This window comes from Xanthomonas sp. NCPPB 2922 (assembly GCF_041520885.1).
GTDB classification, from domain to species: Bacteria; Pseudomonadota; Gammaproteobacteria; order Xanthomonadales; family Xanthomonadaceae; genus Xanthomonas; species Xanthomonas campestris.
In genome coordinates, this window is the sequence record NZ_JBGOFY010000002.1 from 377075 (window position 1) to 395618 (window position 18544).

Below are 18544 nucleotides of genomic sequence, written 5' to 3' on the forward strand. Positions count from 1 at the left end.
ACCAAGTCTGCCCGGTGTGCAGGGCGGGAGTCGCGACCGAATGCATAAAAGCCACTGACAAGAACGTCTTTGCAGTGGCGAGACAGGCGCAGCGCAGCGGCCATTCAATACGCAATAAACCGCTTTTCTAGCGTGCTGCACCCTCAATCGGTCGCGACACGTTGTCCGCCGCGTTGAGGCTCGCGAACGCAACGAAGTGCGTAGCGCGCAATGCTCACCATCGATTCCCGATTCCCGATTCCCGATTCCCGGCGCTACAGCGCCGAGTGCGTCGGCGCCTCGGTCCGCACCACCACATCCAGCGCATCGTGGCGCCAGGATTCGATATCCAGTTCCACCGCGCTGCCGTCTTCGGCGAAGCTCACCCGCTGCAGCCGAAAGCACGGCGTGCCGGTGGTGGACTGCAGCAGGATTGCCTGCGCCGCATCCAGGCCGGCCGGATGCATCGACAACTGGCTGCGGCTGAGGAACAGGCCCAGTTTCTGGTTGAACACGCTCGACAATGAGCCGGCCAGATCATGCTCAAGCAGCCCGGGTGCCCAGGCGGCCAGCACCACGTTGGTTTCCAGCAGCACCGCGCGGCGATCGATCCAGCGCCGCCGCTGCAGCACGAACACCGGCTCTTGAACGCGGTGCAGGCGCAGCGCGGCGGCATACGCCGGGCCGGCCGGTTGCAGGGTGGCGCTCAACAGCTCGGTGCGTGGTTTGCGTCCTTGCGCGGCCACGTACTGCATGAAGCCGGCAATGCTGGTGGGGTCGTAGCGCACGCGCGGTGCGCTGACGAACCAGCCACGCCGATTCTCGCGGTAGATGCGGCCTTGGGCTTCGAGTTGCTGCAGGGCTTCACGCAGGGTGATGCGCGTGCAGCCGAAACGCTCGGCCAACGCGCGCTCCACCGGCAGGCGCTGGTCCGGGCCCCATTCGCCCGCAGCGATCTGCGCGCTGATGGCATCGGTGATGGCGGGCTGGCGTGAGACGTTCATGCGGCGATCCGCCGACGGGTGACACACAGCATGTGCGGGGAGATGACCGAAAAGACGAGTGCTCCGATGGTAATGAAGAATGCGGCCACAAACCTGTTTCAGGTCACTGTGCGTTTGCCGGGGTGCGCTGCCGTTGGGAGTTCCAGCTGTGCCAACCGTACACGGCAAGGCCCACGAAGCCGGCGTAGAGCAGGGCGGTGGGGTAAAGCGCCTTGCTGACAAACACGCCCACATACACGCAGTCCAGCACGATCCACAGCATCCAGTTGGCGATGCGCCTGCGCGCGGCCCACACACTGGCCACCAGGCTGAAGCTGGCGAGCGCCGCGTCCAGCCACGGCAACGCCGCATCGGTGCGGTGGTGCATGTAGGCGCCCAACGCGGCAGCGAAGCCGGCGCCAAGACCCAATGACAGCCACAGCTCACGTTGTGGCATTGGCAGCGGGCTGATGCGCGTCTCCAGTGCAGTGCCGCGCTGCCACTGCCACCACCCATATAACTGCGTCAGCACGTACACGCCCTGCAGCAACATGTCCGAATACAGCTTCCATTGGTAGAACAGCCAGGCGTAGAGCGCCACGGCCACGATGCCCACCGGCCAGCACCAGCGAATGCGCCGCGCCGTGAGCCACACGCCCAGCAGGTTGATCACAACGGCGATGGATTCGAGCAAGGACATGGTGGCCTGGAGATGCGATGTGGGTGGATGGTGTGCAGGACGCTGTGTGATTGCTGCCGATAAGCCCCACGCGCCGGATGGTGCGGGTGCCGTCATGGCGCTGCGCGTGATCGCTGAGCCTGCAGCGCGCTGCAGGTTTATGCGCTGCGCCGCTGCACACGGCGCGGCGCAGCGATTGAGGGTTAGAAATCCACTTGCACGGTCAGCCGGGCGGTGCGCGGTGCGCCGGGGAAGAGATAGGTATCGCCCTGGTATTCGCCCGCATCGCGCCAGTAGCGTTTGTCGAACACGTTGTCCACGTTCAAGCGCCAGGTGGTGGCCAGCCCGCCCAGCGTGGTGGCGTAACGCGTGCCCAGGTTGGCCACCGCGTAGGCCGGGACGCTGGCGCTGCCGAGGCGGTCGGAAAACTTGCGGCCGCTGTATTGCACGCCCGCCAGCAGTGCCAGGCCGTCGATGCCGGGCACGCGGTAGTCGGCCTGCACGCTGGCGCGCAGCTTGGGCACATTGATGGCCTGGTGGCCTTCGTAGGCGGCGATGCCGGTGTCTTCGGCGCGCGCGCGAATCGCCGCCACGCTGGCAAACAGCTGCAGTTGCTCGGTCACCGCGCCATCGGCAGACAACTCCAGGCCACGGTTGTGCAGCCGCCCCTGCTGCACGTACAGCAGGCCACCGTCGGCCTGCGGTTGGGTGAACTGATAGGCCTGGCGGATATCGAAGGCGGCAGCGCCCAGGCGCACGCCCTGCAGCTGCCATTTCGCGCCGGTTTCCAGCTGATAGGCATTGGTCGGCGGCAGGATTTCATCGGCGTTGTCGGCAAACCACGGTGCGGTGCCACCGGCGGCCAGGCTCTTGGCGTAGCTGGCATACACGGTGACCTGCTGCTGCGGTTTGAACAGCAGTGCTGCCTGTGGCAGCAATGCGTCCTTGCGGGTACGGCGTTCCAGCACGCCATCGCGGTCGAAGGCGCGCTCGTCCAGGCGCACGTAGCGCGCGCCCAGCGCCAATTCCCACTGCGCGCCCAGGCCGATCCGGTCGGCCAGCACGACGGCGCGCTGACGGCTGTCCAGGCGGCGCTGTTTCGGGTCCAGCGCGACATCGGTCTGCGCGAAGACCTCCGGGTCGCGATCGATGCTGCCGCTGCCGACGAACTCATTCACCGACCCGTAGCGGTCGATGGTCCGGCGCAACCAATGGGTACCGATGCTCAGCTGATGGTCCAGCGCGCCGGTGGTCACGCGGCCGTCCAGGCTGGCGCGCAACTGGTCGTGCACGCGGGTGTCGTCCGGGCTGCGGTAGTCGTAAACGTCGTACTCGCCCTGCGCACTGAAAAAATTGGGCGTGGCAATGTCCGCGCAGCTGGCCGCGCCGTAGCAGCCCCAGGCAAACGCGGAGAAATCGTTGATGGTTGAGCGGCTGCGCGACGCTTCCACGCTGGCGCGCCACGTCTCGTTGAACTGGTAGGCATAGCGCAGCTGCGCGTTGAGCGAATCCATCTCCACCGGGCGGGACCACGGCTGATACCCGAGCAGGCGATGCACGTCGATGTTGCGGGGCACCTGCGTGCCGCCCAGCAACTGATACCCGGGCACCGAGCGCTGCTGCCGATGCTGGTATTCCACGTCCACCTGTAGCAGCGACTGCGCGGTGGGTTTCCAGTCGCCGGCCAGCGACAGGAAATTGCGGTAGCCATCGGCATGGTCGACATAGCTGCGGAAATCTTCGCGCGCGGCATTCACGCGCACGCCAAGCGTGCGATCGGCATCGAACCAGTCGCCCAGATCGGCCGCGATGTAGCGCGAGCCTTGTTCGTCGGTCCCCAGGGTCACGCTACGCACATGCTCGGGGCGCTTGGTGCGGTAGTCGATCAGGCCGGCCGGTTCGTTGACCCCGGATTGCAGCCCGGCCAGTCCCTTGAGAATCTGCACCTGCTGCTTGTTTTCCAGCGCGATCGATTGCTCACCCACCGCGCTCAGCCCGTTGATGCGGTAGCTGTTGGCGGCGTTGAGCGAGTAGCCGCGCAGCACGAAGTTTTCGTAATAACCGATCGGCGCATACGCATCGCCGGCCGAGGCATCGGCGCGCAATACCTCGCTGAGCACGCGCGCCTGGCGGTCGAGCAGTTGCTGGCGCTCGATCACCGCAATCGATGCCGGCGCATCCAGCAACGACGTGGCGCCAAAACCGCTCAGCGTGGTGGCGGCATCGGCGCGCTCACCCCGCACGTTGACCGCATCCAGTTGGACGGCCGCACCGTCCGGTTGTTGCTGGGCCAGGACAGGTGTGGTGATGCACAGCGCCAGCGCCAAAGTGAGCGGACGACGAGACAGCAAGGAAGGGCAGGGTGCGTACATGCGCAAGACTCGAAGAAAGGATGAAAGACGCTCAGCGCAGCCGGCGCGCACGCGCGTGCAGATGCTCGCGCAGGCGCCGACCCTCGGGGCTGGCAAACCAGTCCGCGTGGCCGAGCAGATAACGGTGATAGGCGATGTCGGCGTTGTCGGCCGAACGGGTGATGCCGGCGAAGTAGCCGATCTCGCTGAGCGCAAAATCCGCATGCACGATCGGCAGCAACGCCGCGAGCAGGCGCAGTTGCGCCGCATCCAGCGGGCAGTGCTGCGCGTAGCCGTCCAGCAAGGCGTCGAGCTGTTCCAGCTGCGGCTCGGCGCGATGCGTGGTGTCCAGGTTCAGCCACGGGATCAGATTGCGTTCGATCGCCGTGGCCAGATCGAACAACGCGAAACTGCGATCGCACAGGCCAAAGTCGAACACCGCGCTGACCTCCGTGTGGCCCGCATCGGTGTCCCACAACAGATTGGAGGCGTGCCAGTCGCCGTGCGTCCACAACGGCGGCAGCGCACCCGGCGCAGAGAGCAACGGCCAGGCCTGCGCATGCCAGGGCAGCAGGTGGGTGGCGATGTCGGCGCGCCATGGCCGATGACGTAGATCGGCCGCCAACGCGGGACGCGATGCCAGTGCCTGTTCCAAGGCATGCAGCGGGTCTTGCTGGGTGAACAACGCCAGATTGGCCACCAGCACACTGGTCTGGCGCGGCGGCGCGTCAAATCCCTGCGCGCACATATGCAGGCGTGCCAGCGCGGCGCCGGCCGCGAACGCATGCGCAACGTTGCGGAACGGGGTCCACGACAAGGCATCGCGATACACGTCCTGGCCGCGGCCCACGCGTTGCACTTCGTAGACCCACTCCGCCTCGGCCAGCGCAGTGCGGCCTTGTGCGTCGTGCAGGACTTCGACCACCGGCGCGCCAGCCCAGCGCAGATGTGCCATGAAGGCATGCTCCTGCCGCAGCGTCTCCACCGTGCGCACCCGGTGGTGATGCCGTTTGACGATGACCATGCCGGCCGCCGTGTCCACGCACGCCGCCGCAGAAAACGGGCGCGCGCTATGCCAGCGCACGGCTTCAGTGCCGACGCTGCCTGCGAACCGCTGCAGCACATGGTGGATCTCGTCGGCGTGCAGCACCGGCCAATCCGGCATGGCCAGTTCCAGGCCCATGCCATGGACGTGATGCGCCCCGTTCATGGCTGCCCGCCGGCAACCGCGCGCACTCTTGCTTGCGGGGTTGGTATAGACCAGGAGGGTGGGGCCGATCGCTGGGGCCCGGCGTGCATGCCGGCAAGATCAAAGACGGCGCTGCCAGGCCGTCGTTGCAGCGCAGGCGCCATCAGGCGGCCGCGACGCGGGGAGTGAAAGGGCAGCGCGAAACCGTGGGGTCGCTGGCCGTCATCTCGAAGCTAAAAAAGTGGGAGGTGCGCCGCAGGGCGGCGTCCACGGAAGACCGCATGGCGGTTCCGGGCGCGCAGTATGCCCCCTGTGTTTGCCGACCGCCATGCACCCGGCCGCTGCGGCGATGGCGCTGCGGGCGCGCGGCACGGGATAATCGCCAGATGACTTCCCTCTCGATCGCCGCCGTCGTTGTCACCTACCAGAGCAGCAGCACGATCGACGCGTGCCTGGCGCGGCTGCGCGCGGCCGAGGGCGTCAGCGAGATCCGCGTGGTCGACAACGCCTCCAGCGACGACACCCTGGATGTGGTGCAGCGGCATGCCCTGGCCGATCCGCGCGTGCAGTTCATCGCCAACCCGGACAACCCCGGCTTCGCCACCGCCTGCAACCAGGGCGCACGCGACTCGCAGGCGCCGTGGCTGGTCTTCATCAATCCCGACCTGATGGTCGAACACGACACGCTGCGCCGGCTGTGCGAGCGCGCCTGCGGCCATGCCGCGGTGTTGCTGGGAGTGGAGCAGGTGGACGAACACGGCCAGCCCGACGCTGCGGTACGCCGGCGTGACCCGGACTTTGCCGCCATGCTGCGTGCGCCGCGCGCCGCCGCCCAGCTGGCCGTGCCTGCGGACCCGGCGCTGGCGCTGCAACCGGTGGACGCCATCTCCGGTGCCCTGATGCTGATGCAGCGCAGCCTGTTCGACCGCCTGGACGGCTGGGACGGCGGCTACCGCCTGCATGCCGAGGACCTGGACCTGTGCCGGCGTGCGCGCCAGGCTGGCGCACTGGTGGCGGTGGCCAATGACCTGCAGGTGGTGCACGTGCGTGGGGTCTCCAGCCGTTCGCGCCCGTTTTTTGTGGAATGGCACAAGCACCGCGGTCTGTGGCGGTATTTTTGCAAGTTCGAGTCCGCGCAACGCGGGCTGCTGGTGCGGCTCGGGGTCTGGGCGGCGATCTGGACCCATGCGGCGGCGCAGGTACCCCGGCTGCTACGCCAACGCTAGTTCGTCGCGTTAAATTTGTGATAAATCCGTGATGCGATAGTGTCTGGAACTGTGATACGTTTCTCTTAGAAATGTGATCAAAGTCGATTGCTTCCTGTCCCTTCCGGGTCCCCCACCAGGAAATCTGCAATGTCCCTACAGAACGACCCGCGCTCGCGGGTACGTCAGTCGTGTGCCATCCCTTCACTGTCCGGCTCGGTTGAGCGGGCGCCAGCGTGCAGCCAGCCCCAACGGCGTCCCCTCCAGCGGGCGGTCGTGTCGTTGCTTGCGGTGGGTTGCCTGATCGCCGCGCTGCCCGACACTGCCATGGCCGGTGCCTGGACCCAGCCGCAAGGCGACACTCTGGTGATCGTCAAGGCGCTGCATAGCGATGGACGCGGTTGGTTCGATGACAGCCATCACCGCACCACCTTCGGTGATGGACAGCAGTTCGATGGCAACGGGCGTAGCCGCCAGGACCAGCTCAATGTCTACGTCGAGCACGGCCTGACTGACCAACTGAGCGTCATCGGCAACTTCTATTTCACCGACGTGGGTTTCAGCAATCACGGCGGAGACGGCCGCACCCGCGCCAGCACCACCGGCTTTGCCGATCAGGAAATCGGCCTGCGCTACGCGCTGCCGAGTGCGCAGGACGATGTCTGGCGCAGTTCGGTGCAGGCACTGGTGAGCATCCCGGCCTATGGCCGCAGCAAGACCTACCACCCGAACACCCCTGGTGCGAATTCCGACCCGGCCTTGGGATTGGGTGACTATGGTCTGGAGTTGCGCTACAGCCGCGGGCGTGGATACACGCTGGGTGGGCGCAATGGCTATGTCGATCTCGGCGGTGCGGTGCGTCTGCGCGGCAGTGCCGCCTCCGACGAACTGCGGGTGGATGCCTCCACTGGCCTGAGTCTGACCCCCAGCTGGCTAGTGCTTGGCGAACTCAACGTGATCCAGGGCTTGGGCAACGGGCGTAACAACTTCGACGTGCCCGGCTCTGCTGGTGGCGTCAGTTTCGTTGCCACCGGCACCAACTACGACCTCACCAAGCTGCAGCTGTCCACGCTGTATACCGCCCCCGGCGGTAGCCAGTGGCAGGTGGGCTACCAGCAGCCAGTGATGGGCCGCAATACCGGTGCTGCCGGCGGGCCATTCGTGGCCGCCTGGTGGCGGTTCTAGGGCAGGGCCGACAATGACGGTCACCTGCGAAATGGACGCGCTGGGACAGGCGCCGGATATCGGCCGCGAACGCGGCTTGTTGGGGCGTTCGCTGGTGTCTGCCGGCGTCATCACCGACGAGCAACTGCGCGCCGCGCTTGCCTTGCAGCAACGCTGGAATTCGCGCCTGGGCGATGTGATCCTGGCCCAGCGCGGCGTGCCGGCGCAGCGGTTCTACGCCATCGTGGCCGCGCACTTCGGGCTGCAGTTCGTCGACCTGGTGCAACAGCCGCCGGACCCCGAGCTGCTCACCGCCACCGACCTGGATGTGTATGCGCAGCGGCTGATCCTGCCGTGGCGGCGCGAGGACGGTGTGCTGGTGCTGGCCGTGGCCGACCCGGACCCGGCGCTGTTCGCCTGGGCGCGCGAGCACTACGGTGCGCAAGTGCGCTTCGTCGGCACTGCCAAGTTCGACATCATCTGGAGCCTGCAGCGCTACGCCGACGAGCAGCTCACCGACAATGCGCTGAACCTGCTGGCCGCACACGCGCCTACCTATTCCGCACGCCAGGTGGTCACCCGCGGGCAGAAGTTCACCTTGTGGGCGATTGCCGCGGTGCTGGTAGCGGCGATCGCCGCATTCCCCATCATCACGCTGATCACCATCAATGTGCTGGTGGCGCTGGGCTTTCTGGCGACCTTCGGCCTGAAGTTGCTGCTGGTGTGGTTCGGCTCGCGCCACCGCATCGACATCAAGGTCACCGAAGACGAAGTGGCCGCGCTGCGCGATGACGACCTGCCGGTCTATACCGTGCTGGTGCCGATGTACAAGGAGCCGGAAGTCCTGCCGATCCTGGCCAATGCGCTGCGCAAGCTGGATTACCCGATCAGCAAGCTCGACGTGAAACTGGTGCTGGAAGCGGACGATTTCGACACCATCGAAGCGGCCAAGAAGCTCGGCCTGGAAGCGTTCTTCGAAATCATCCGGGTGCCGCCGTCGCAGCCCAAGACCAAGCCCAAGGCCTGCAACTACGCGCTGCATTTTGCGCGCGGCGAACTGCTCACCATCTACGACGCCGAAGACAAGCCCGAGCCGGATCAGCTCAAGCGCGTGGTGGCTGCGTTCCGCAAGGCGGAAAAAGACGTGGTGTGCATCCAGGCGCGCTTGAACTACTACAACGCCGACGAAAACTGGCTGACGCGGATGTTCACGCTGGAGTACACGCTCTGGTTCGACTTCTACCTGCCGGCGCTGGAATACCTGCGCATTCCGATTCCGCTGGGCGGCACCTCCAATCACTTCCGGCTGGACGTGTTGCGCCAGGTGCGCGCATGGGACCCGTACAACGTCACCGAAGACGCCGACCTGGGCGTGCGGCTGATCCAGAACGGCTACCGTGTCAACGTGGTGAACTCCACCACGTTCGAAGAAGCCAACGTCAGCATTCCCAACTGGATCCGGCAGCGTTCGCGCTGGCTCAAGGGCTACATGCAGACCTGGCTGGTGCACATGCGCGACCCGGTGCATCTGTACCGCAGCACCGGGCTCAAGGGGTTTTGGGGCTTTCAGTTCTTCATTGGCGGTAATTTTTTCATCGCACTGGGCGTGCCGGTGATGTGGACGCTGTGCCTGATCAGCATGCTGAGCGGTGCACGCATATTTGATGCGACCTTTCCACCATGGCTGGCCACGATCTCGCTGGTCAATCTGCTGTTGGCCAACGCGTTCTTTATCTACGTCACGCTTGTGGCCGCGTTCAAGCGCGACTACTTCAAGCTCGCGCCGTATGCGCTGACGGTGCCGTTCTATTGGTTGCTGCAGTCGATCGCGGCCTACAAGGGTCTGTGGCAGTTGATCCGCAATCCGTTCTACTGGGAGAAGACCACGCATGGCATCAGCAAGCATTCCGAACAAGAGCGCCGCGCCGCACTCGAAGAGTGAGCCGGGCGCCGTGCGCCGCGACAGCGGGCTGCCGGCGTTCCTGGTGGCGGTGGTGGCGTTGTCGCTGCTGAGCCAGCCGTTGCTGGTGCAGTCGCTGGGCAGCGCGGCACCGGCGGTGGCGCCCACGGTGGGGTTGCCGGCGACCGGCTTGCTGACCTGGCTGATCGATGTCGCTGCGCACCGCTGGAACCTGCCGTTCCAGGTGTGGCCGTTCGTGGCAGTGGCCGCCAATGCGCTGTTCCTGTCGTTGCTGTGGCGCGATCTGGCCGGCGTGTTCGGGCGCGGCTGGGCCACCGGGTTGACCTTGCTGGTGGGCTGCAACCCGCTGTTCCTGCTGCCGATTGCCGCCGGTGGCAGCCAGGCGGTTGGCCTGCTTGCGTTCTACGGGTTGTGCCGCACGCTGCGGCGCCTGCAGGCGCCGGTGGAGGCCTTCACTTACCTGCGCATTGCCGGCTGGCTGTGCATCCTGTTGTGCCTGGATCTGCAGACCCTGGCGCTGTCGACGATGGTCGCGCCCTGGCTGTTGCTGGTGATGCCGCCGCAGATGCTGCGCAAGGCGCCGGGATCGTTCTATCTGGTGTGCTATCTGCCGTTCGTGTTCCTGGTCGGCATGTGGGCCTACATCAATCTGACCATGTTCAATGCGCCGTGGCCGACGTTGTCCAGCATCGCCGCCGGTGCGCACCCGCTGCCGTTGCCGCTGCAGGCGCATGCCGACGGTTGGCTGCCGGCGCTGCGTTGGGGTGTGGCGGCGGTGGCGTGTTTCCCATTGCTGGCGTTGGTGATGCGCAGCCGCAGCGGCGTGTTGGCGCGCGGCGTGCTCGCCAGTGCGGGCACGGTGGTCTGCGCGGCGGCGCTGTCGTTCGCGTTCGGCTGGGCCGGCTTCGATGCCTTGCTGCTGCTGTGGGTGCCGGCCGCATTGTTGCTGCGCGCGCTGCGTGCCGATCAACGTGGCCAAGCCGCCGGCCTGCTGCTGTTGGGCGTGCTGGGTGCGGCCTGGGTGCAGCCGCAGGGCTGGGGCCGCTGGATGCAGGCGCCATCGGCTGAACAGGCACAGGCGCACGGCGAGCCGATCGTGGTGACCGCGATGGCGCCGCTGCCGATGACGGACGGGCAGTCTGCTGTGGCAGCGCGCATTGCGCCGCCGGCCGGCGCTGATGCATTGCCCGCGGTCGCCAAGCCCGTTGCGGCGGCTGGCGGGCGCACCGCACCCTCCGGCGCAACTGCATGCACGCAACCGTCGGCGCTGTCGTCGAATCAGGGGTCTGCCGCATGCTCAAGCACGTTCTAAACGTCTGGCTGATGCTGGCGATCTGCATGCTTGCATCCGGCTGCAACGCGGCGCCGTCGACCTGGATGGGCGCCAACGTCAAGGTGTCGGCCAACGCGCCGTGGGAAAGCGACGCGGCAGCGCAATCGTTGAATGCGCTGGCTGACACCGGTGCGAGCAAGGCCTTGTTGATCGCCTTCGTGTGGCAGGCAACGCCGCAGTCCAACGACCCGGTGCTGGGCAGCGACAGCAGCCTGGCCGCGATGCGCGCAGCGTTGCGGCAAAGCCACGCGGCCGGGCTGCAGCCCACGCTCAAGGTGCATCTGTGGATTCCGGGGCATTGGGCCGGCGATGCTGCGCCGGCCGATCAGGCAGCATGGTTTGCCGCCTACCAGCGCGCGCTGCTGCCGCTGGCGCAGCTTGCTGAAGACGAGCACGCCGAGGCGTTGGTGATTGGCACCGAGCTGCGCCAATTGCAGGACGCACCGCAATGGCCGGCCCTGGTGGCGGCCGTGCGCGCGGTCTACGGCGGCAAGCTGCTGTACGTTGCCGACGGCATGGAGCATGCGGAGACGTTCCGTTACTGGTCGCTGTTCGATGCGGTCGGCACCAGTCTGTATCCGCGTCTGTCTGAAGCGGCGGCCAAACGGCGCCCGGAGATGGAGGTGGCCGCGCAGCGCCTGCAGGACCTGGGCAAGCGCGTCGGTAAGCCGGTGTGGGTGGCCGAGCTGGGGCTGCGTTCGGCACGCGGCAGCCTGGCGGCGCCATGGGAGAGCCCGGAACAGCGCACCGCGGCGGTCGATACAAAACTGCAACTGCAGGTGCTGCAACAGTGGCGCGCGGTGTTGCAGGCGCATGGCGTGGAAGGCATCGCGCTGTGGTGCTGGTACACCGACCCCAAGGCCGGCGGTCCCGGGGATAGCGACTTCACCGTGCAGGGCAAGCCGGCGCAACGAGTGCTGGCGGAGTAAGCGCCGTTATCAGAACGACGGCGCAGCCGCGCCAAGTGAAAGCGGCCGGTGCTGGGAATCGGCATCTGCCACCGTACTCTCCGGTTCCTCCGCGTGGTCCGCAGCACCGGGCGATTGCTTGCTACGCGTTGTTAGCTGCTCCAAGTGGACGTGAATATGCTGCGTCGGAATGCGCGCGGTGCGCTGCGTTCAGTCGATGACTGTGCGCTGCAAGTTCGGCGCACATGCAATCGAGATGCGCGCGGATTTCCGTCGATACGATCCCGCTAGCTGAGTCGGTGCTGCGTCACGCGTCCTCGAACGACACGCGCCAGACAGGCGTGACCGCTGCGGAGCAAATGGATAGTGCGTTCCAACCTCGCGGCTGCTCACAACGCGTCGCCCGCAGCCCTCGGCGTGATCGCAAATCCGCGTCCTGTACGCACTGAGCCCGCTTGAACGGCCTGACGGATGCAGCGCCGTGTACGCCCGCTGTTGCGTTTGTCTGCAGCGGGGAACACTGCCTGCGCTCACCGGTGTCTCAATGCCACGACACGCACCCGCCCCGCCGCTGCGGGCATAATCCGGCAGCATGATCATTCATTCGCTGCTCGACACCGATCTGTACAAGTTCACCATGATGCAGGCGGTGCTGCATCAGCACCCGGCCGCGCAGGTGGACTACCGCTTCAAGTGCCGCACACCCGGCGTGGATCTGGCGCAGTTCATCGACGAGATCTCGCGTGAGATCGACGCGCTGTGCCGGCTGCGCCTGCGCGAGGACGAGGTGGACTACCTGCGCAGCCTGCGCTTCATCAAGCCGGACTTCGCCGACTTTCTCGCGTTGTTCCACCTGGACCGCAAATACCTGACCCTGGCCGCCTCGGCCGCCCACCCGGGCGAGATCGAGCTGACCATTCGCGGGCCCTGGTTGCACACCATCCTGTTCGAAGTGCCGCTGCTGGCGATCATCAACGAGGTGTGGTTCCGCAACACCTCCGAGCCGGATTTCGAGGAAGGCCGCAGCCGCCTGCGCGAGAAGGTACGCAGCCTGCGCAGCATGCCGGCCGGTTGCAAGATCGCCGATTACGGCACGCGCCGCCGCTATTCGCGGCAATGGCATGGCGAACTGCTGCCGCTGCTGCGCGATGGTTTGGGCGAACAATTCGTCGGTACCAGTAATGTGTTTTTCGCCAAGCAATACGGGCTGACCCCACTGGGCACCATGGCGCACGAATACCTGCAGGCATTCCAGGCGCTGGGCCCGCGGCTGCGGGATTCGCAGGTCGCGGCGTTGGACTCGTGGGCGCGCGAATACCGCGGCGACCTCGGCATTGCGCTGTCGGATGTGGTGGGCCTGGACGCGTTCCTGCGCGACTTCGACCTGTATTTCTGCAAGCTGTTCGACGGCATGCGCCACGATTCCGGCGACCCGTTCGACTGGGGCGAGCGGGTGATCGCGCATCTGGAAGCGCACCGCGTGGATCCGCGCACCAAGGTGCTGGTCTTCAGCGACGGGCTGAACATCGACAAGGTGATGCGGCTGTACGAACACTTCAGCCCGCGCTGCCGGCTGGCGTTCGGCGTGGGCACCAGCCTGACCAACGACCTGGGCCCGACGCCCTTGCAGATCGTCATCAAGATGGTCCGCTGCAATGGGCAGCCGGTGGCCAAGCTCAGCGATTCGCCGGGCAAGAGCATGTGCGAAGACCTGGGCTACCTGCGCTACCTGCGCGATGTGTTCGGCCTGCCGCCGATGCCGGAAGCGGGTGACCCAGCGCGTCAGTGACTGACGTGTAGCGGCAGGCGGTGTCGGGAGCTCGGGCACTGCTGTCAGGAGATGACCCAGCTGCGCAACACCGCCTGGATCGAACTGCAGGCGCGCCAGGCGCGCTTGCTGGTCGAGCAGGGGCGGGCGGGCGAAGCGCAACAACTGCTGGCGCGCACTGAAGCCGCACTCGGCAATCAGCTCGACGACCCGCAACTGCTGGCAGCGCTGGCCGGTGCGCACGCCGACGCCGGCAACACCCCGCGCGCATTGACCCTGGCCCAGCGCCTGGTCACCGGCGCCACCCCGAGTACCGAAGACCGCCTGCAGGACGCCCAGCGGTTTCACCTACGGCCACGGTGGCTACTTCAGCCCGCAGGACTATGGACCTGGGATTCCCGCTGCACTGGAGCGGCCGCAGCGCCGGGCAGACGGTGAACTGGAAGGTAGATGCCAGCATCGGTGTGCAGCACTTCACCACCGAAGCCACGCCGTATTTCCCGACCGATCCCACCTTGCAGCAGGCCGCCTACGATGCCGCCTCGGTCGCGGCGTTGCTGGGCCTGGTCAACCGCTATACCGACCCGGTGTACGCGGGCGAAAGCCGCACCGGCGTGTCCTACAACCTCAGCGGCGCGGCCGAATGGCAGGTGGCACCGCAGTTGTTCCTGGGCGGGCGCATGACCTTCAACAACGCGCGCGACTACAACCAGTTCAGCAGCAATCTCTATCTGCGTTTCGTGCTGGACCGGCTGGGTTCCGCGCTAGGCCGCGCGCCGCAGGTGCTGACTTCGCCGTACGCGGCGGATCACTGAGCCAACGCAGTGCAGTGCGCAAGGTGTGCGGTGATGCGTGCGCGCGCCGGGCACGTTGCACGCCTGGTCTGCAGCGGTAACGAAGAACGGCGCCTTGCGGCGCCGTTCCGGTCACACCGTGACTGACCGCAGGGCGTCCGGGTTACGGGCGCACCTTGGTGGCACACACGAACACCGACGCCTGTTGCAGGCGGCTGATCGCGCCCTGGTCCTGCAGCCCACGCACGTGCTCGTCCATGCAGGTCAGGTAACCCAGGCGGTTGCCTGCGTTCTGCGTCTTGCACAGGCTGCTCTCGGCCTGGATGTTGGCGCCGGGAATCAACCCGCCGGTTTCCACCGTCGGCACCAGCGTGCTGCAGCTGCCCAGCTTGGTCAGGCCGCGGTTCACCGTCCAACCGATATCGGCAAACATCGCAGGGGTCAGGTCGATGTTGAGCTGCGCCTGCACTTCCGGCGTATCGAACGGTTCCATCAGCGCATTCGGCTGCAGGTCGGTATCGAAGTGCGAGAAGGTCGAGCCGCCGGCCACCACGCTGGGGGCGTACAAGCGCGTGCGGCCCTGGCTGTCGGTGCCCTGCAACAGTTCCGGGTCCTCGTACAGCCCTGCCACCACCGCAGCGCTGCCCTTCAGGCGCGCGCCATCGGCTTGCGAGACCATGATCGCCGGGATGGTGATGTCGGTGATCGGCGGTGCGGCATTGCCCATCGTCTGCACGCCGGCCGCGTTGTTGGCCACGATCACGCCCACCGCGCCATTGAGCTGGGCGTTCTTGACCTTGATGGCGAAGGCGCAGGTGCCGCGGTCGATCAAGGCCACCTTGCCGGCCACGGCCGCTGCATTGACGAACGGGGTTTCGCAACCGTCGCTGGCCGAGGCAGCGGCCACGCCGTCATCCACCGTCACCACCGAACGCGCCGGGAAATTGCCGGCGGTGGCCAGCGGCCCGAAGCTGGCAAAGCCCACTTCGAACTTGCCGGCCGCACCGGCTGGCGCGCTCACCTGCAGCAGCGTGCGCGGATCCAGGATCAACGCCGCCTCGCGGTTGACGCGCGTACCGGCCCACACCGTCCGCCCGGGCGTGCGCATGGCTTCGGCACGCAGCGCATTGGTCATGGTGGGGTCGTCGAAACGCTTGTTCTGCACGTTGTCGAAGGCCTGCGCGGTATAGACGTCGGTCAGGCCGGAGCCCGAGCCGAGCACACCGGTGGTCTTGTTGAGGAAGCCCGCCGCGCCCAGCCCATGGCCGATCTCGTGCATCACCACGTTGAGGAAGTTGATCTGGCCTTCCGGCGTCTTGCCGTCCAGGCCCAGGTACCAGCCCGACCCGGCCAGGCAGTCGTCCTTGCCCAGGTCGCCGTTGAATTGTGAAAACACGTCGGCCGGATCGGCCGGGTCGGGCACCAGATCCTGCCCGGCGATCGCATCGCCCAGCGCGGATGGGTACAAGGTATTGGCCTTGGCGCCGGGGAAGTTGTTGACGATCCAGTTCGGGCCGGCCTGGCCCAGGGTGCCGCCGGTGGCGGTACAGGTCAGCCGCGCGAACGAGGCATACACCTTGATCTCGACACTGCTCCGCAGCACTGCGCCCCACATGTCCATGGCGTACTGGTAGGCGATGCGCCGCTGCTCACCCACCGACCGGCCCGGGTTGCCACCCAGCGGCGCGGCAGCGGTGGGGTCGTTCAAGCCGACATTGGTGCCGGCATCGCCATTGATCAGGGTGACGTTGGCGGCCGAGGCGTGCAGCGGCGACAGCGCGGCGGCGATGCCCAGGGACAACAGCAACAGGGGCTTATTCATGCGGCAGCGCTCCGTGCTCGGCGTGGGCAGGTTGGGTGGTGGCATCCTCGCTGTGCTCGATCACCAGGCGGCCATCGGCCTGCCGGGTCGCAACCAGGGAGCTCATCTGGGTGGCCGGCAATTTGCGCGCGACGGTGCCGTTGGGCAGGCGGCGCTCGGTGGCCAGGGCGGCCGTCTCGGTCTGAGGGACTGCACTGCGTTGGGCGCTGCGCGCAGCCGGGGCTGCGGCGGCCTGCCGGTCCAGCGCGGCGCTTTCTTCGGCGGTCAGCGCACGCAACTTGCCGGTGACCGGGTCGATACCGACCTTGGAGCTGCTGGTTCCTGCATCCTGGGCTGCGGCAAGTGCCGGCAGGCAGGCAAGACACAACACACCGGACAGCATCCATCCGGGCTTGCGAAAGCTCATCATCGTTGGGGTTTCCTTGGGTCCAACAGGGGAAATACGCCGCACTGACACCGGCGCTCGGGGAAATCCTTCATTTCCAGTCTGTTCATGACTGAATCATGAATCCGTGATGTGTGTCAACTTTTTGACACATGGACCCCTGAATGCGAAGTCATTGCCTGAAATAGTCATGTCTGCGCTTGCGCTGTTGCGCGAAATGCCAATTCGTCCTGAGTGCTCTGCCTGTTCCGAGTTCCGAGGGATGCGATCGGATTGCGTACGGCAGGTGGAGAGGGCTAGCTGGCGCACGAGGTGCGGGTGCTTAGCGTTGTCATGCCCACACAGGTGTTGGCTTCCGCGTTTTCGACGGGCCTGACCTGAAGGGCGTACGGCAGACGGCGATGCCGCGTCGCAGCTGTTGCCGGGAGTTGGCCGTGGCATTCGCAGACAGACGCGGCGACATCGCACACGCCATCGGATGCGCTGCAGGTTGGTCGGCGCGAACGCGCCCTGCTGCCATCGCTACCAGATTGCAGAGCGGAATGGCTTCGTAAGGAGTTGTGTTCACCGCGCAGCTCGCAGGCGGACGTGCAGCGAGTGCAGGTACTACGTGGCGTACACCGCAGGGGCTACATCGCCGCGCCTGCAGCACAACGTTAGTCGCTTGGTCAGGCGCGGCAGACGGTTTGCGTTTCGCGTTTCGATGGCAGGCGCTGAGACCGCTCGTGCTGCAGTGTGCACGCCACTACCATTGGCCTCCCGTCATCCACGCCATCGGCGTGACGCCCTCAGGTTGCCCATGCACGCCGTCATCTATCACAACCCTGCCTGCGGCACCTCGCGCAACACGCTGGCCTTGATCCGCCATGTCGGCATCGAACCGCAGATCATCGAGTACCTGCGCGACCCGCCAACGCGCGCGACCTTGCAGGCACTGATTGCCGAGGCCGGCCTGTCGGTGCGCGATGCGCTTCGCCAGAAGGGCACGCCCTATCTGGAACTCGGGCTGGATGACCCCGCGCTGGACGATGCTGCCTTGCTGAGCGCGATGCTGGCGCATCCGATCCTGATCAGCCGCCCGTTCGTGCGCACCGATCGCGGAGTGCGCCTGTGCCGGCCGTCCGAGCGGGTGCTGGAGCTGCTGCCGGCGGCGACCAGCGGCTTCATCAAGGAAGACGGCGAACGTGTGCTCGATAAGGCCGGGCGCCGCGTTAGTCAGTGAGGTCATGCGGGCAACGTGCTAGGACCCAGCAGCACCGCCTGCCGATGACACCGCCGCGGTCGTGGCCGCGCGCGCAATGCCGCCGCCACGCGCCCGCCAGCGCAGGGTTTGCGCCTCCGGGAGCCGTTCCGGTTCTGCAGTGGCGCAGCCACTGCGCACCGGTGCTGGCTGGCGTGGGTTTGTCGGGCTAGGTTTGCTCACCTCACACCACGCGCCACGCTCTACCATCGGTGCATCGTTGATTGGAGCACCCGCATGATTCGCGAAATTATCCGCATGGGCGACAAGCGCCTGCTGCGCGTGGCGCCGCCGGTCACCAACCTGGGCAGTGACGAGCTGCACGCGTTGGTGGCCGATATGTTTGAAACCATGGACGCCGCGCGCGGCGTCGGGCTGGCCGCACCGCAGATCGCGGTGGACCTGCAATTGATGGTGTTCGGTTTCGAGGCCAGCGAGCGCTATCCCGAAGCACCGGCAGTGCCACGCACCGCCTTGGCCAACGTGCAGATCGAACCGCTGTCCGATGAGATGGAAAACGGCTGGGAAGGGTGCCTGTCGATCCCCGGCCTGCGCGCGGTCATTCCCCGCCACCGCGTCATCCGCTATTCCGGTTTTGCCCCGGACGGCACGCCCATCGAGCGTGAGGCCGAAGGCTTCCATGCACGCGTGGTGCAGCACGAATACGACCATCTGGTTGGCCGCCTGTATCCCTCGCGCATCGAAAACTTCGACACCTTCGGCTTCGAAGACGTGCTGTCCTACGACCTGTAGCGCGACACCCGCAGCGCGCGCGTAGCGGCGCAACGCGCACAAGAAAAAGGGCGCCCTCAAGGCGCCCTTT

Annotated in this window: 15 protein-coding genes and 1 pseudogene; 10 read left to right on the forward strand and 6 right to left on the reverse strand. The window is 66.4% G+C overall.

The features are described from left to right. Window positions 1-254: 254 nt before the first annotated feature. The 4 genes from ACD584_RS04220 to ACD584_RS04235 all read right to left on the reverse strand — a co-directional run bounded on the left by ACD584_RS04220 (window position 255) and on the right by ACD584_RS04235 (window position 5202). Window positions 255-983, reverse strand: coding sequence for a UTRA domain-containing protein (locus ACD584_RS04220; protein ID WP_076036424.1), 729 nt, complete (start codon window positions 981-983; stop codon window positions 255-257). A 103-nt stretch (window positions 984-1086) separates the two neighbouring features. Then, a complete protein-coding gene (gene pnuC, locus ACD584_RS04225; protein ID WP_076036423.1) occupies window positions 1087-1662 on the reverse strand; it encodes a nicotinamide riboside transporter PnuC in 576 nt (191 codons plus the stop codon). A 182-nt stretch (window positions 1663-1844) separates the two neighbouring features. Further along, window positions 1845-4013 (reverse strand): TonB-dependent receptor, encoded by a 2169-nt coding sequence (locus tag ACD584_RS04230; protein ID WP_076036422.1) that lies wholly within the window; start codon window positions 4011-4013, stop codon window positions 1845-1847. 31 nt (window positions 4014-4044) lie between these two features. Further along, entirely contained in the window at window positions 4045-5202 is a 1158-nt protein-coding gene (locus tag ACD584_RS04235) for a phosphotransferase enzyme family protein (RefSeq protein WP_076036421.1), read from the reverse strand. Between the two features lie 365 nt (window positions 5203-5567). On the opposite strand from ACD584_RS04235, the gene ACD584_RS04240 reads away from it, so the two are divergent. From ACD584_RS04240 to ACD584_RS04275, 8 genes and pseudogenes are all read left to right on the forward strand, one after another. Further along, window positions 5568-6407, forward strand: a complete 840-nt coding sequence (locus ACD584_RS04240; RefSeq protein WP_014506617.1) for a glycosyltransferase family 2 protein — start codon at window positions 5568-5570, stop codon at window positions 6405-6407. Between the two features lie 306 nt (window positions 6408-6713). After that, entirely contained in the window at window positions 6714-7571 is an 858-nt protein-coding gene (locus ACD584_RS04245; protein WP_372354715.1) for a hypothetical protein, read from the forward strand. Between the two features lie 13 nt (window positions 7572-7584). Further along, a complete protein-coding gene (locus ACD584_RS04250) occupies window positions 7585-9492 on the forward strand; it encodes a glycosyltransferase family 2 protein (RefSeq protein WP_076036420.1) in 1908 nt (635 codons plus the stop codon). A 49-nt stretch (window positions 9493-9541) separates the two neighbouring features. Next, window positions 9542-10783, forward strand: coding sequence for a hypothetical protein (locus ACD584_RS04255; protein ID WP_175611824.1), 1242 nt, complete (start codon window positions 9542-9544; stop codon window positions 10781-10783). After that, window positions 10765-11733, forward strand: a complete 969-nt coding sequence (locus ACD584_RS04260) for a glycosidase-like protein (protein ID WP_175611577.1) — start codon at window positions 10765-10767, stop codon at window positions 11731-11733. The genes ACD584_RS04255 and ACD584_RS04260 overlap by 19 nt, the downstream gene beginning before the upstream one ends. Before the next feature lie 571 nt (window positions 11734-12304). After that, window positions 12305-13501 carry a nicotinate phosphoribosyltransferase gene (pncB, locus tag ACD584_RS04265; protein WP_070691845.1) on the forward strand — a complete coding sequence of 399 codons (1197 nt, stop codon included), beginning with the start codon at window positions 12305-12307 and terminating at the stop codon, window positions 13499-13501. Between the two features lie 373 nt (window positions 13502-13874). Next, window positions 13875-13943, forward strand: a pseudogene (locus tag ACD584_RS04270) (hypothetical protein); the annotation flags it as partial. Next, a complete protein-coding gene (locus tag ACD584_RS04275; protein ID WP_228437967.1) occupies window positions 13915-14295 on the forward strand; it encodes a cellulose synthase subunit BcsC-related outer membrane protein in 381 nt (126 codons plus the stop codon). The pseudogene ACD584_RS04270 and the gene ACD584_RS04275, both read left to right, overlap by 29 nt. A gap of 142 nt (window positions 14296-14437) precedes the next feature. Here ACD584_RS04275 and ACD584_RS04280 read toward each other — a convergent pair whose 3' ends face one another. After that, window positions 14438-16096 (reverse strand): PA domain-containing protein, encoded by a 1659-nt coding sequence (locus ACD584_RS04280; RefSeq protein ID WP_076036416.1) that lies wholly within the window; start codon window positions 16094-16096, stop codon window positions 14438-14440. Further along, entirely contained in the window at window positions 16089-16505 is a 417-nt protein-coding gene (locus tag ACD584_RS04285; RefSeq protein ID WP_040941797.1) for a post-PEP-CTERM-1 domain-containing protein, read from the reverse strand. Before ACD584_RS04285 ends, ACD584_RS04280 begins: the two co-directional genes overlap by 8 nt. A gap of 775 nt (window positions 16506-17280) precedes the next feature. Between ACD584_RS04285 and arsC the strand changes: the two genes are divergently transcribed. Together arsC and def are read left to right on the forward strand one after the other, a co-directional pair. After that, window positions 17281-17703, forward strand: a complete 423-nt coding sequence (gene arsC, locus ACD584_RS04290) for an arsenate reductase (glutaredoxin) (RefSeq protein ID WP_076036415.1) — start codon at window positions 17281-17283, stop codon at window positions 17701-17703. Window positions 17704-17958: 255 nt separating this feature from the next. Then, window positions 17959-18474: a peptide deformylase gene (gene def, locus ACD584_RS04295; RefSeq protein WP_011035927.1), complete on the forward strand. Its 516-nt coding sequence runs from the start codon at window positions 17959-17961 to the stop codon at window positions 18472-18474. Window positions 18475-18544: the final 70 nt, after the last annotated feature.

Coding starts and splice junctions, on each gene's coding strand:
- ACD584_RS04220 (WP_076036424.1), bottom strand. CDS start 983: ATGAACGTCTCACGCCAGCCCGCCATCACCGATGCCATCAGCGCGCAG.
- pnuC (WP_076036423.1), bottom strand. CDS start 1,662: ATGTCCTTGCTCGAATCCATCGCCGTTGTGATCAACCTGCTGGGCGTG.
- ACD584_RS04230 (WP_076036422.1), bottom strand. CDS start 4,013: ATGTACGCACCCTGCCCTTCCTTGCTGTCTCGTCGTCCGCTCACTTTG.
- ACD584_RS04235 (WP_076036421.1), bottom strand. CDS start 5,202: ATGAACGGGGCGCATCACGTCCATGGCATGGGCCTGGAACTGGCCATG.
- ACD584_RS04240 (WP_014506617.1), top strand. CDS start 5,568: ATGACTTCCCTCTCGATCGCCGCCGTCGTTGTCACCTACCAGAGCAGC.
- ACD584_RS04245 (WP_372354715.1), top strand. CDS start 6,714: ATGGCCGGTGCCTGGACCCAGCCGCAAGGCGACACTCTGGTGATCGTC.
- ACD584_RS04250 (WP_076036420.1), top strand. CDS start 7,585: ATGACGGTCACCTGCGAAATGGACGCGCTGGGACAGGCGCCGGATATC.
- ACD584_RS04260 (WP_175611577.1), top strand. CDS start 10,765: ATGCTCAAGCACGTTCTAAACGTCTGGCTGATGCTGGCGATCTGCATG.
- pncB (WP_070691845.1), top strand. CDS start 12,305: ATGATCATTCATTCGCTGCTCGACACCGATCTGTACAAGTTCACCATG.
- ACD584_RS04280 (WP_076036416.1), bottom strand. CDS start 16,096: ATGAATAAGCCCCTGTTGCTGTTGTCCCTGGGCATCGCCGCCGCGCTG.
- ACD584_RS04285 (WP_040941797.1), bottom strand. CDS start 16,505: ATGATGAGCTTTCGCAAGCCCGGATGGATGCTGTCCGGTGTGTTGTGT.
- arsC (WP_076036415.1), top strand. CDS start 17,281: ATGCACGCCGTCATCTATCACAACCCTGCCTGCGGCACCTCGCGCAAC.
- def (WP_011035927.1), top strand. CDS start 17,959: ATGATTCGCGAAATTATCCGCATGGGCGACAAGCGCCTGCTGCGCGTG.